This window comes from Pseudanabaena sp. PCC 9330 (genome assembly GCF_055795045.1).
In genome coordinates this window covers 703,710-716,976 of sequence record NZ_JAYFES010000115.1, presented here as the reverse complement: position 1 = coordinate 716,976, position 13,267 = coordinate 703,710, and the positions used below count along the sequence as shown (strand labels likewise).

At 55.5% G+C, this 13,267-nt stretch carries 13 protein-coding genes; 4 read left to right on the top strand and 9 right to left on the bottom strand.

The window, feature by feature from the left end; translation table 11 throughout:
- Nucleotides 1-212 precede the first annotated feature (212 nt).
- From AC0QKW_RS20445 to ilvD, 4 genes are all read left to right on the top strand, one after another.
- Nucleotides 213-1,406 (top strand): FtsW/RodA/SpoVE family cell cycle protein, encoded by a 1,194-nt coding sequence (locus tag AC0QKW_RS20445; RefSeq protein WP_473152933.1) that lies wholly within the window; start codon nucleotides 213-215, stop codon nucleotides 1,404-1,406.
- Between the two features lie 172 nt (nucleotides 1,407-1,578).
- The gene (locus AC0QKW_RS20440) at nucleotides 1,579-2,322 is read left to right on the top strand and encodes a cytochrome c biogenesis protein CcdA (RefSeq protein WP_473153015.1); all 744 of its coding nucleotides are present in this window, start codon (nucleotides 1,579-1,581) and stop codon (nucleotides 2,320-2,322) included.
- A gap of 81 nt (nucleotides 2,323-2,403) precedes the next feature.
- Nucleotides 2,404-3,789 (top strand): cytochrome c biogenesis protein, encoded by a 1,386-nt coding sequence (locus AC0QKW_RS20435; RefSeq protein ID WP_473152932.1) that lies wholly within the window; start codon nucleotides 2,404-2,406, stop codon nucleotides 3,787-3,789.
- A gap of 267 nt (nucleotides 3,790-4,056) precedes the next feature.
- Nucleotides 4,057-5,952, top strand: a complete 1,896-nt coding sequence (gene ilvD / locus AC0QKW_RS20430; protein WP_473152931.1) for a dihydroxy-acid dehydratase — start codon at nucleotides 4,057-4,059, stop codon at nucleotides 5,950-5,952.
- A 191-nt stretch (nucleotides 5,953-6,143) separates the two neighbouring features.
- Here the strand turns inward: ilvD and AC0QKW_RS20425 are convergent, their stop codons facing one another.
- The 9 genes from AC0QKW_RS20425 to AC0QKW_RS20385 form a co-directional block, all read right to left on the bottom strand.
- Nucleotides 6,144-6,632: a hypothetical protein gene (locus AC0QKW_RS20425; RefSeq protein WP_473152930.1), complete on the bottom strand. Its 489-nt coding sequence runs from the start codon at nucleotides 6,630-6,632 to the stop codon at nucleotides 6,144-6,146.
- Between the two features lie 154 nt (nucleotides 6,633-6,786).
- Nucleotides 6,787-7,164 carry a hypothetical protein gene (locus AC0QKW_RS20420; protein WP_473152929.1) on the bottom strand — a complete coding sequence of 126 codons (378 nt, stop codon included), beginning with the start codon at nucleotides 7,162-7,164 and terminating at the stop codon, nucleotides 6,787-6,789.
- A gap of 53 nt (nucleotides 7,165-7,217) precedes the next feature.
- Nucleotides 7,218-7,544 (bottom strand): hypothetical protein, encoded by a 327-nt coding sequence (locus AC0QKW_RS20415; RefSeq protein ID WP_473152928.1) that lies wholly within the window; start codon nucleotides 7,542-7,544, stop codon nucleotides 7,218-7,220.
- 76 nt (nucleotides 7,545-7,620) lie between these two features.
- A complete protein-coding gene (locus AC0QKW_RS20410; protein WP_473152927.1) occupies nucleotides 7,621-7,977 on the bottom strand; it encodes a hypothetical protein in 357 nt (118 codons plus the stop codon).
- A 487-nt stretch (nucleotides 7,978-8,464) separates the two neighbouring features.
- Nucleotides 8,465-8,902, bottom strand: a complete 438-nt coding sequence (locus AC0QKW_RS20405; protein WP_473152926.1) for a hypothetical protein — start codon at nucleotides 8,900-8,902, stop codon at nucleotides 8,465-8,467.
- A gap of 105 nt (nucleotides 8,903-9,007) precedes the next feature.
- Nucleotides 9,008-10,195, bottom strand: a complete 1,188-nt coding sequence (locus tag AC0QKW_RS20400; protein ID WP_473152925.1) for a glycosyltransferase family 4 protein — start codon at nucleotides 10,193-10,195, stop codon at nucleotides 9,008-9,010.
- 82 nt (nucleotides 10,196-10,277) lie between these two features.
- Complete coding sequence (locus tag AC0QKW_RS20395; protein ID WP_473152924.1) at nucleotides 10,278-11,459, bottom strand: glycosyltransferase family 61 protein; 1,182 nt, start codon at nucleotides 11,457-11,459, stop codon at nucleotides 10,278-10,280.
- Nucleotides 11,456-12,334: a glycosyltransferase gene (locus AC0QKW_RS20390; RefSeq protein ID WP_473152923.1), complete on the bottom strand. Its 879-nt coding sequence runs from the start codon at nucleotides 12,332-12,334 to the stop codon at nucleotides 11,456-11,458. The genes AC0QKW_RS20395 and AC0QKW_RS20390 overlap by 4 nt, the downstream gene beginning before the upstream one ends.
- Nucleotides 12,335-12,336: 2 nt before the next feature.
- Entirely contained in the window at nucleotides 12,337-13,254 is a 918-nt protein-coding gene (locus tag AC0QKW_RS20385) for a glycosyltransferase (RefSeq protein ID WP_473152922.1), read from the bottom strand.
- Nucleotides 13,255-13,267: the final 13 nt, after the last annotated feature.

Sequence of the window (13,267 nt, the reverse complement as noted above, 5' to 3'; positions counted from 1 at the left end):
AGGATCAAGGTAATTCATACTGCGAGTATTTGAAGTAGCCCTAAGGCTACACCAGAGGATATCTCTTTTCAAACGCCCTCTGAGAGGAGTTGTAGAGTGTTCAAGAGCACTGATCAGCCCACAACTCGTCCCGAGAATCTTGGCTTACTTCAACCCCCTCCGCTATACTTGGCCCTTGAAACACTCAGCCCTTGGGCACGCGGAGTAGCAGGGTGAACATCGCTCGATTAGTACCATGGATGGACTCAACGGTAAATCTTTGGTCGGCGGAGGCCCGCTGGCTGCGTTGGCTCACCCTGGTTTGGTTAGGGGGCGGACTGATGGTGCTGTTTTCGGCCTCCTACGCTGTGGCCGTGGCCGAACGCGGTTTTGGACTGCACTACGTCATGGTGCAACTACTGTGGGTGGCCATCGGTCTACTGGTGTTTAATCGCATGGTTCACACCTCCTTAGATCGACTGCTCCAGGGATCGGGAATTGTGCTGTTGATTTTGGTGGGACTGGTAGCGTTGACGCTCGTGCCATCCCTCGGGGTGACGGTCAATGGAGCCACTCGCTGGCTGCCCCTGGGGCCATTTATGATTCAGCCGTCAGAGTTGTTGAAGCCTTGTCTGGTGCTCCAGGGGGCACGGTTGTTTGGGCGGTGGCACCAGCTCACCTGGCAAACGCGGATCACCTGGTTGGGTATCTTTGCCGCTATTTTGGGGCTGATTTTAATGCAGCCGAATCTGAGTACTGCTGCTGTCTGTGGTCTTACCCTATGGTTGATTGCGCTGGCTTCGGGGTTGCCTTACCTATACCTGCTGCTAACGGCGGGGAGTGGGCTGCTGGTGGCGGCGGTGAGCATCAGCCTGAAGACTTACCAGCGCCAGCGCATTATTTCTTTTCTTAACCCTTGGGCCGACCCTGGAGACCAGGGCTATCAGCTAGTGCAGAGCCTCTTGGCCATTGGCTCGGGTGGTTTTTGGGGTCAGGGGTTTGGGATGTCACAGCAAAAGCTGTATTCGCTACCCATTCAGTACACCGATTTCATTTTTGCGGTGTTTGCCGAAGAGTTTGGCCTTGTCGGCTGTGTGCTGCTGCTGCTGTTTTTAGGCATCTATGCCTCGATCGCCATGGTGGTCGCCCTACGGCTCAAACAGCCCTTGCATCGGCTAGTGGCCGTGGGGGCCATGGTGTTGCTAGTGGGCCAGTCGCTGTTAAATATGGGGGTAGCCACGGGGCTGTTGCCGACGACAGGGCTACCCTTTCCGCTGCTGAGCTACGGAGGAAGCTCTATGGTGGCCAGTTTAGCTACAGCAGCGTTGCTCGTGCGAGCCGCTCGGGAAATTAATTTGGATGCACCTGTGCCCCTGCGGCGATCGCCTCTGCGCGGTCTGAACGGTGGCCGCTCGCCCGTGGCGTAGTTCTCTATCAGCTGCATATAAGTCCCAGGACATTGGTTGAATCATCACGACACCCTGTGAACGTTTGAACGTTCATGGAGAAATGTCTCAACCAGACTGGCCCCAGCTAAACCTGAGAGCCGGTTAAAGGATTGTTACAATGGTGAGTGCTTTTGCGTTTCACCGGGCGGCAATGTTTGAAAGCCTTCAGCTCTATCTGTACGAAATCGCCCAGTGGGCTAACCAGCTGGTCAATGCTCAGCTAGCCCAGGTGTCTTGGGTCAGCCTGACGGTGGTGGCCCTGGCGGGGTTGCTGACCAGCCTGTCGCCCTGCCTGTTGTCGATGCTGCCGATTATGGTGGGCTATATGGGAGCCTACGAGGAGGGGAGTAAAGGCGGGGCAGTGGTGCGATCGCTCTCCTTTGCCCTGGGTCTGGCGACCACCTTGGCGCTGCTGGGCCTGATTGCTGGTCTGTTTGGCCTGGTCTATGGTCAGGTGGCCTGGGGGCTACCGATCGTGGTCAGTCTAGTGGCGATCGCCATGGGGTTAAACCTGTTGGGCATCGTACCGCTGGCACTGCCCGCTGGTGCTGGCCCCACCTTTGACAATTTGAACTTGCCCCCCTGGCTCAGAGCCTACGCTCTGGGGCTGACCTTTGGCATTGTGGCGTCGCCGTGCAGCACTCCGGTACTGGCGACTCTGCTGGCGTGGATTTCGACAACGCAGGATCCTGTCCTGGGAAGCGCTCTGCTGCTAGCTTATGCGGTGGGCTATGTGACGCCCCTGGTGCTGGCGGGCACGTTTACCGCTAGCCTCAAGCGGCTGCTGGATCTGCGGCAGTGGTCGAGCTGGGTGACCCCCGCCAGCGGAGCGCTGCTGTTGGGGTTTGGGGTGTTTTCGCTGCTGTCGCGGCTGCTGCCAGCCACCCTGGTGTGACGGCATTAGGGCGCACCGCATTGCGCCCATACAGGGATCAAATCCCTTGCTTAGCTGTGTTTAGATGGTCTGAAGAATTTTATGGCTCCGTCTGAGGCCTCGCGCTCTCGCCCCTGGGACGGGGTGCGCAACTACTTTCAACAAGATTTGCTGCCGCTGCTGGCGGATCTGCGGCTGGCGATCGCCCTACTGCTGGCGATCGCCGTCTTTAGCATCAGCGGCACCGTGATCGAGCAGGGCGAAACTCTGGAGTTTTACCAGACCCACTACCCGGCAGATCCGGCCCTGTTTGGCTTTCTCAGCTGGAAGGTAATTCTCACCAGCGGTCTGGATCATGTTTACCGCACCTGGTGGTTTTTGGCTCTGCTGATTGTGTTTGGGGCCAGCCTGGTGGCCTGCACCTTTACCCGCCAGTTTCCTGCCCTGGGGGCCGCGCAAAAGTGGAAGTACTACAGCCAGCCGCGCCAGTTTCAGAAGCTAGCGCTGAGTGCCGAGCTGGCCGATGCCGATTTGGCGACCCTGGCGGAAGCTTTGACCCAAAAGCGCTATCTCGTCTTTCAAGAGGGCAACCAGCTCTATGGGCGCAAGGGCATTGTGGGTCGCATTGGCCCTATCGTTGTCCATGCCAGCATGATTTTGATTTTGCTGGGGGCGATCTTGGGAGCCATGACCGGCTTCTTTGCCCAGGAGATCGTACCCAGCGGCGAGACTTTTCAAATCCGCAATATTTTTGATGCCGGGCCTTGGGCCGAGGCGCAGATTCCTAAAGACTGGTCGGTGCGAGTCAACCGTTTTTGGATTGACTACACCCCTGAGGGCAACATTGATCAGTTTTACTCTGACCTGTCAGTGCTTGACCTTGGCGGCGACGAGATCGACCGCAAAACCATTTTCGTCAACGAACCCCTGCGCCACAAGGGCGTGACTCTCTATCAGGCTGACTGGGGCATTGCAGCGGTGCAGGTAAAGCTCAATAACAGCCCGGTGCTACAACTGCCCATGCAGCTGCTAGACAACGACGGACCCCGGTTTTGGGGCACCTGGGTACCAACGAAGCCCGATCTGAGCGAAGGCGTGACGCTGCTGGCCAGCGACCTGCAAGGCTCGGTGCTGATTTACGACAATGCTGGGCAGCTAGTCTCGACGGTGCGCCGGGGCATGGCTACGGAGGTGAATGGCGTGCGGCTGTCGCTGGTGGATGTGGTGGGCAGCACCGGGCTTCAGATCAAGGCTGACCCTGGTATCCCGCTCGTGTACGGCGGGTTTGGTCTGCTGATGCTGGGGGTAATTATGAGCTATGTGTCGCATTCCCAAGTGTGGGCGCTGGCGGAGGACGGCAAGGTGTATGTGGGTGGCCGCACCAACCGAGCCCAGGTGGCCTTTGAACGAGAGCTGCTGGAGCTGCTAGAGGGAGGGCTGTCGGCATCTTCTCTAGCTAACTCTAGGTCGGAGGCCCGGATGGCCTGATGCTGGGCATGGTATTGTGTCAGGCGCATTTTTGGGTTGCGTTCGTGGTGCGATCGCCCCTGCCACCGCCACCTCACCGCAAGGGCGTCAATCATAGTTATGGAGTTTTCCATCGCCGCTTGCCCCTTGTAGTCGGCTATTGTAGATCATGCGGTTTGTGGCCTCGTTCGCCTTGTCATATCCCAGTCAGAGCTCTACTGCTGGCCTTGGGTTTGGTTTAAGGTTCGGGCCAGGCTAGACCGAGGTTCCTCCACACCCAGCAGTGCTATGCCCACCTACCGTTCTAAAACCTCCACCCAAGGGCGCAACATGGCCGGGGCTCGTGCCCTCTGGCGCGCCACCGGTATGCAGAGCGAAGATTTTGAGAAGCCGATCATTGCGGTGGCTAACTCGTTTACCCAGTTTGTGCCCGGCCACGTTCACCTCAAAGATCTGGGTCAGCTGGTGTGCCGCGAGATCGAGGCAGCGGGCGGGGTCGCCAAAGAATTTAACACCATCGCCGTCGATGACGGCATCGCTATGGGCCACGACGGCATGCTCTACAGCCTGCCCTCCCGCGAGATCATCGCTGACTCAGTGGAGTACATGGCCAACGCCCACTGCGCCGATGCCCTGGTCTGCATCTCCAACTGCGACAAGATCACCCCTGGCATGCTGATGGCGGCCCTGCGGCTGAATATTCCTGCTGTGTTTGTCTCGGGCGGGCCGATGGAGGCGGGCAAGACCAAGCTGGCCGACCACAAGCTTGACCTGGTCGATGCCATGGTGGCCGCCGCCAGCGACACCATGAGCGACGAAATGGTAGAAGAATATGAGCGCTCCGCTTGCCCCACCTGCGGCTCGTGCTCGGGCATGTTTACCGCCAACTCGATGAACTGCCTCACCGAGGCGATCGGCCTGTCGCTGCCGGGCAACGGCACCACCTTAGCCACCCACTTTGATCGCAAAGACCTATTTCTCACCGCTGCCCGCACCATTGTCGAGATCACCCGCCGCTACTACGAGCAGGGCGACGAGTCGGTGCTGCCCCGCTCCACCGCCAGCTTCAAAGCCTTTGAGAACGCCATGATGCTGGATATCGCCATGGGCGGATCCACTAACACTATTCTGCACCTGCTGGCGGCGGCCCGCGAAGCCGAGGTGGACTTTACCATGGCCGACATCGATCGCCTGTCGCAGCGAGTGCCCCAGCTGTGCAAGGTAGCCCCCAACACCCCCAATTACCACGTCGAGGACGTACACCGGGCCGGGGGGGTGTACGCCATTTTAGGCGAGCTTGACCGGGCCGGGCTGCTGCACAGCGACGTACCCACGGTTCACAGCCCCACCCTGAAGGCAGCCCTGGAACGATGGGACGTGACCCGCACTGCCGACGAAGCCGTGCACACCTTCTTTAGGGCTGGCCCGGCGGGCATTCCCACCCAGGTGGCCTTCAGCCAAGACACCCGCTGGCCCTCGCTGGATCTGGACCGCGAAACCGGTTGCATTCGCAGTGTGGAGCATGCCTACTCCCACGACGGTGGCTTGGCCGTGCTCTACGGCAACCTGGCCGTCAATGGCTGCGTCGTCAAGACCGCAGGCGTTGACGAAAGCATGTTTGAGGCGGAGCAGTTGCGCTACACGACCAGCGTCCCGACCTCGACTCTGCGGGTGTTTGAAGGGCCTGCCCGCATCTTTGAAAGCCAGGATGCCGCCGTCACCGCCATTCTCAACGACCGGGTGCAGGCGGGCGACGTGGTGGTCATTCGCTACGAGGGGCCAAAGGGTGGGCCAGGGATGCAGGAGATGCTTTACCCTACCAGCTATCTGAAGTCGAAAGGGCTGGGCAAGGTCTGCGCCCTGCTCACCGACGGGCGGTTCTCTGGGGGCACCTCGGGCCTCTCTATCGGCCATGCCTCACCTGAGGCGGCAGCGGGGGGCAATATTGCCCTGGTGGAAGAGGGCGATCGCATCGTGATCGACATTCCCAACCGCACCATCAATGTGGATATCTCTGACGAAGAACTGGCCAGCCGCCGCACTGCCATGGAAGCCAAGGGCGACGCCGCCTGGCAGCCTGCCGAGCCTCGCCAGCGCAAGGTAACGGCTGCTCTCAAGGCCTACGCCCTATTAGCCACCAGTGCCGACCAAGGTGCTGTGCGAAATCTGGAGATGCTCAAGTAGGGGCAAACGGTCGTTTGCCCTTTGCCCCAACCAGGAATGTTGCGGTTTTGATGCATACCCAATCCGAGTGACACAACCCCGATTTGAACCGATACCTCGTAGGGCGCATTGCAGTGCAATGCCCCTACAAACCGGGGGTAGACAGATAGAATTGGGTGCCACACCTGCACCCAGCAGCGCTAGGTTTTCTCTCACTGCACCAGCAAATTGAGCTGGTAGTGGATGCGGCCCGTGCCAGTGGTCTGCTGCTGCACCACAGTATCTGGCCCATTGAAGGCGATCGCCACTCCGGCGGTGGGGGGCGAGTAGCTGCCGACAATGGTGATGCGGGTGATCGACTCGCTCAGGTAGGGGCTAACGTCTAAAAACTCTGAGCTGGTGCTCAGCGGCACCCGGGTGTGACCGTCAATCTCGATGTAGCCCTGGAGACTACCCCCGGCAGGCACGCTCACCGACAGCAGGTGGGGCTCGTCTAGGTTGGCGCGATCGAGGCTAATGGTGTTGGTTTGCCGCTGATAAGACTCCATGACATCCTTCGCGGTGGCCTTAGACAAAATGGTGCTGAGGGCTTGGTAAGTGCCCGCAAACGACTGATTGCCATTGGCCGACGATGGCCCCACGGCCGTCGTGACAGCCACCAAAATTAACAGAGCAACTCCGAGAGCTGAGGGATGCTTCATGACCATGACATCTCCAGGAAGAGGGAAGGTCACCCTAGATCTGAGCCAGCCCGCTGGGGGCCAGTCAGACCTGGGGCAGACATTATGATGCCTTAGACTGCATTGCTCTAACGATCGTTCCAGTTGACTGAGGGTGGTCTTTCGCCAAAAGAGCCTAGCGCCGGAGGCGATCGGCTGGGTTGTAGACATCGACCTGCACCTCTACGGGGATGGCCACCGTCGGCCCTGCCCCTACCGAACTCTCAGACCCAGACCCGCGAATTTGGTGGCGGCTCTGGCGAGTTTGACGCACTTCGCCCGTACCGCCCACCTGCACTTGGCGGCTGGTGCTGACGCTGGTGTTACCCCGGCAAGCACCGTCGGCATCGATGGCGACATCATTGGCTTGATTGGCCGGTGGGCCACCGTGAATGGCGGCCTGAATAGCCACATCGGCTACCACGCAGGTGGCCGATGCTGGTGCCATTGGCGTCAAAGTGGCCAGAGCTCCAGCACAGAGGAGCCCCAGGCCAACGTACTGAGGTTTAATCATAGTGATAGCCCAATGGTAAGTTTCGAAGGGTGCAACTCAGGAAAGAAGCACCCCTACTGGCACACCCGAGTGGTGCTGCGGTTTTCGCTATAGACCACGCCCCCCGCCGTCGAGCGGGTGGAATGGGCACTGTGGGATCGCGCTGTGCACCCTGGAGCAAACGTCGCGGGGCGCAGCAGGGTTGCCCCTGACTGGGTGACCCGAGGTAGGTTAACGGTAGGGGCGTCGGCCAGGGTTCTGATGTAAACCTGCCCATTGTTGCCCACCTGCACCTGCACTCGATCGGTAGAAATAGACACAGCGCTGGCCAGGGCCGCAGGGGTTAGAGTCGCCAGGGCGATCGCCCCCAACAGCCCTGCTTTGATGATGGAATGGGTCATAGTGGTCTCCTTGCTACAGCAAGCGGCGGAATCGGCAGGGTGCGATCGCCAGGGGCGGCAATCGCACCCCAAGGGTCTACTTACGCATGTCGATGCGAGCGCCCCGGCCACGGGTGTTGTTGGGCTGTACCCGCTCACGGATGACATTGGTCTGACGGCTCTCTTGGTAGACAGCGTTGTCGTCGCCCAAAACAGTACCAGTTTGGTAGATGTCTTGCACTACCCCACTGGCCTCTACCCGACGCCCAGACGGCCCCTGACGCTCAATGCGATTGCTCTGCTGACTGCGCTGCACGGTGCCATTGCCGTCGCCTTGAATATAGATGTCTTGCACGCCCTGCTGGATGACAGCGGTATCGGCGCTAGCGGGCAGAGCCACAAAGCCCAGAGCAGCAGCAGCCAGTAGACCCAGAGTAGAAATGTGCTTCAACATGAGAAATGTCCTCAACGGATAAATTTGCAAAGCTAAGCTGGCGAAATCAGGCATTCTTAAACAGATTAAAAGGAGCAATTTAGCTCGCCAATCAACCTAATTTAATTCGTCCCTATCACACACTCTATGACCCCATAGATTCCTCGAAGGTTCCCAAAATTAAAACTATTTTTGACTGATTTTTGAGAGCAAATAAAAATTCCCAAAGACACAAATGCCTTTGGGAATTTCTCAAAACTGTAGGAGACTACAAATCAGAAAATAGTCAAACTGGAAGAGCTGATCTAGATCTTATGGGGGCAACTCATCAAAACCTTTGCACAGCCAACCCTTCGCACTGTTGCTTCATGACTTTGCCCTATCCACGTTTTTTATACTCCGGCCTAGGGCAACTAGATAGGCTGAGGACAATTCTGGCAATCAACATACCGGAAGGGCGCAGGCCCTGCGCCCCTACATGGAGGTATTCTCTTTCCCAGAAATTTCCTTAGTCGTCGTCATCATCATCATCATCGCGATCGCGATCATGACCCCGCCGCTGGCCTCGGTTCCGGCCCCGATCATCATCATCGTCGTCGTCGTCGCCAAAGCGGTTGTTATTGCCCCGATTGGGCCGACCGGTAGAGCGTTGCTGGTTAATTTGGTTAGATTCTTGGTAGACGCTATTGCCATCGCCATCGATGGCGACACCCTGGTAGATATCTTGAACTGTGCCGCGACGGCTGTTATTTCCCAGTCCGCGACCGAGCCCTGGATGGCTGATATTGACCTGATTGATCACCTGAATGACTTGGTTGTTACTGCCGTTGATAGTGGCCGACTGTGTGCCAATTTGCTCACTGGCTGTATTGGCAAAAACAGGTAGCGCCATCGTGCTAATGGCCGCTGCTCCTAATAGACTAAAGGCTCCGTGCCGCTGTTTCATTGTGGTTCAATCCATCAACAGGTGAGACGAGTTAATAGACCGCAGCGGATAGTCAAAGAGTTCCAGATTTTTCGTAAAGCTTAGGTAAAGGCGATCGCGATCGGGTCAACGTTCACCGATTAAGGTTTGATACACGGCTAAGGTTTTTTGGGCCAGATAGGGCCAACTGTAGCGCTGGCAGACCTTCTGATACCCAGCCTCGCCCAGGGCAACTCGTTGGTCAGCATGGTGGAGTAAGTAATTGATGCGATCGCCAATTTCTGCTGCCGACTGCTCGACCAAATAGCCATCTTGCCCATCACTCACCACCTCGGCAACGGCGGGAATATTGCAGCCAATCACTGGCTTTTTAAAACTCCAGGCTTCGGTGTAGACACCGCCAAAGCTCTCTTGGCTGGAGGGCACGCAGAGCAGGTCACAGGCGGCTAGGGCGTTAGTTTTTTCTTGCAGCGAGACAGCTCCGAGACGATGGATGCGGGGGTCAGCGAACTCGGCAAACACTGCTTCAGAATCATTGACAGGGGGGCCAATAAACACAAACTGAGCATTGGGGTGCTGCGCCCACACGGCAGGGGTAGCGTCCAGCACCTGGCGGAAGCCTTTGTAAGAATAGTGCTGACCTAAAAACAATACGACTGGCCCCGTTAGCCCGTGGGTAGATCGAAAGGCCGTAGGGTCGGACTGGGAGGCCAGCACAGGGCCATGGCCGGTGATATGAATGCGATGTTGAGCAACACCCAAACCAGCCAAAATCTGAGCTTCGGCTTTGGTTAGGGCAATCACGGCGTCGGCCTGCTGGTAAAGCTTAATGTATTCGCGATACCGCCAACCCACCCAGCGGGGGTGATGCACAGGGGTGAGCACAAAGGGAATGTCGCGCTGTCGCGCTACCTGTAACGAAGCGTAGGTGAGCCCTTCGCGGCCAATGCGCACGTTGTGGATCAGGTCGCTGGTTTGGGCTAGGGCGGCGATGGGCTTGGCGATTACCTGGGCAATGGGGGGCAGGGCCGCAGCCATCCAGGGATAGTAGAGGGGTAGCCAGGGAGCCATACGCAGCTTGTCGGCCCAGCTAAACCCCAGGCGGCGAACAGAAATGCCGTCAACATCGTAGTTGTGAGGTTGACTGTGGGCCTTGAGGGTGGTGCCGAGCAGCCAGTCGGTGCGATTGTGGTTCCAAAAGGTGGCGACTTGGATGCGGTGGGTAGCCTGAAGCTGCTGAGCCAGCAGGTGCTGATGGAGTTGGGCGCCGCCAATGTAGGGAGGGTAGGCGGTTAGTGTATAAAGAAGATCCATTTACCGAGAGACGATATTTCTTTTATTGATGTGATAGAACCGTGGAATACGATTCTGCACTAGAGCCAGATTTAACTAAGGCCTAGATGAGTTTTCGATAATCGGCAATAAACTTTCCTACATCAGCAATATCAATATCTGAGACACCGGCAGATGACAGCTGCTGAGCCTTCCCCATGTGGGGAAAAATCAAGGGCACATAGTTTGCGCCAGTTAGCATGGCGAGCTGCCAAAAACACCAGTGAACATAATCAGCATTAAATAGCTCAATAACGAGAGGCTTTTTCGCACAAAAAACGAGGTTGGCAAGCCCCGCACCGTGGGGGGCAATAATCTCCCGAGCATGATAGAAAAGATTGATTTGCTCTTTCCAGGAGAAGTTTTCTAGGTGAACACGGGCAAATCCGTGAGGTTCAAGCGATTGAAAAAAGCTGTCTTCATTGACTACCCGTCTCACCCCGGCTGACTGGCGAGAAATAAACAGTTTTTCAGGATAGGAAGCTGACGGAGATATTAAATGAGCAACCGCCTGAGTCAAACGTTCTACCAGATAGGGGCTTGGCTTTCCGGTGGTGGCTACGTAGGAGGGGACGATCAGAGCATCGCATTGATAATGCTTGACCTGATCTAAAAAATTGATGGGTTTCTTATCTAGCCCAAGGTGTTGTATAGCCTCTCGGCAGATACGACTATTTTTAGAACACACAACTTGGTCGTATTCTGGCAGATTGGGCAACAGATGGCGGGGAAGCTCATCGAGGAGCCAATGATAGTAGCTGTGGGTGAGCCAGGAAGCTACGCTGAGGATTCGGCCTCTGAGGCTATAGCTACGGTGAATAGGACGATTGAGCAGGTAGTGCGACTCGAAGGGATGGGTAAAGTCTAGGGATAAATCGCGGGCCAGTGTAGAACCATCAGGAGAGAGAACAACCCCATTAGCATAGGTACGCCCGCATGGAATTTGGGAGAGAGTAACAGCTGGGTATTCGCCATGGGCATGCTGAGCAAAAAAGTCGGTAAGGGCCGGATTGTCTGATTCAGGAAGAGGGAAGTCATAAGATCCCCCGTCTAGGATGGTGGTGTGACTACCCCCTGCAGCTATAGCAATGTCGGAGACTAGGCCACAGCGAACTGGCCCACGGATTGGGGACAGGGTTGGGCCATCGTAGGGCTGAACGCTTAGATAGGTGTCTTTCAGCGTTTTTTTGAGCAGACCAGAGGGCCAACGGGCCGCCATCACCTTCAACCAACCAGGTCGCTTCATTGGGCTAGCTCCTTCGGTGGTGGAGAAGAATTTAGGAGCATGAACGCTTTCATACCTTGGCAGCGACCGAGTGATTGATCCTTTTTAATCGGCAGGTACAGTATCACCATAACGAAGCCGTAAATCAAGTAGGCCAATAACCCTAGCGCTGTACCATGTTGCCTGAGAATTAATAGTCGGCCAAAGACATAGTTTTTATACATAGACTGTACATTTCTGCCAATAATAGAAGAAACCCTGTGGCTTACCAGAGTTTTGTTAGTGACTGCTACCCGACGGCCCTGATTGGCATAGCGCAGGCAGAAGTCAACATCCTCAAAATAAAGAAAATAGCTGTTGTCGAATTCAGGCAATTCTTGGAAACGGACTAGATTAATGATTAAACTACAGCCCGTCACCCATTGAACAGACCTAGTCAGCTGATTGTCGCCAGGGGCTGTGATGGGGTTGCTCTCATGTTTTAGCGAGCCCGTCCAGCGGTTAAACGTCCCTTCAGAAAACCAAGTGCCGCCGCTTTCTGTTCTAATTTGCGTGCCGAGAATAGCAATGGTGGGGTCATCTAGGAGGCATTTGTGAATGTGAAGATCAGCGTCGGGATCTAGGGTAGCATCAGGATTAATGAGCCATACTAAACTCTGGCAATCGCGCTCCCAAACGTGGCGAATGCCGAGGTTACAGCCCTGACCAAAGCCTAGATTTTCACTGGCCTCGATGACTCTAACCTGTGCTCCGGCAAGCTGATGAATTGCAGTGTCTTCTGGTGAGTTATTAACGATCAAAAGCTCGTAGGGGCTAGTGATGCCAGCATGAATTGAGTCGATTAGGTCTTTGACAAGTTCTGTAGAGTAGTAGTTGACGGTAATGAAGTAAATCATGGCTATGAGTGAGGGCTATTCCTCCGCAGCCAAAAACGTAGATTTTGAATTAGAGCCTTTAGCGCAGGGAATCGATAATATAAATATTTTCGAGTTTTCATGGAGAATAAGCCAGGCCTATAGGTTGACATCAGGGTTTCTTTTAGCACTTCTATTCTCCAGAGAGCATAGCTCCAGGCTTTGATTTTATCTTGATCTGGTACACCCACTTGATCATTCATAATCAAGGTAGAGTTGCTTAGATCGCTGAAGACTCGATACTCACTCACCACTTCTTCGACATAAGTGGGCAGATGATGAGTGGCTAACTTAAGCAAAAATGCATAGTCTTCGGCTAGATTATAGCTTTCGTCGAAGGTGAGCAGATCAGGACAAATTTGATCTCGATCTAATAGGTAGCTGTTAATCGGGATGAAATTGCCTTGAAAAAGCTGCTGGAGCGAGAACCCTGATGCTCTAAACGGATAATCTACACTGTGCTTAACAATGGAATTTTCAGTAGTCACAGAGCAGACTACTAAAGCCACGTCTCCATAGGCCCAGGCAGTGTGCTCTGAAGTTTGCAAAGGCTTTAGCAGAGATGCGATCGCATTGGGATAATAAATATCGTCTTCATCTAAAAAGCCAAGGTAGCGACCAGACGCTCTAGCGATGCCCAAGTTAAGGTTTTTAGCCCGTTCATCTTGTGCTGATGGGTTAACTATGACCACGGCCTCACAACTGTCTCGACGGTATTGTGAGGCTAGTTGTTTAACCTGATCTAAGAAGTCATCATCTAGAGTTTGCGCCACTATCACAATCTCAATAGGGCGATAAGAATTCTCAGACAAGCTGCGAAGAGTTTCTGCCAGCAACGGCAATTTCTTGGGGCTATGGGTTCTAACGATTATAGAAACGAGATTTTGATCTAGAGTTGTCATAATCTACCTTGAG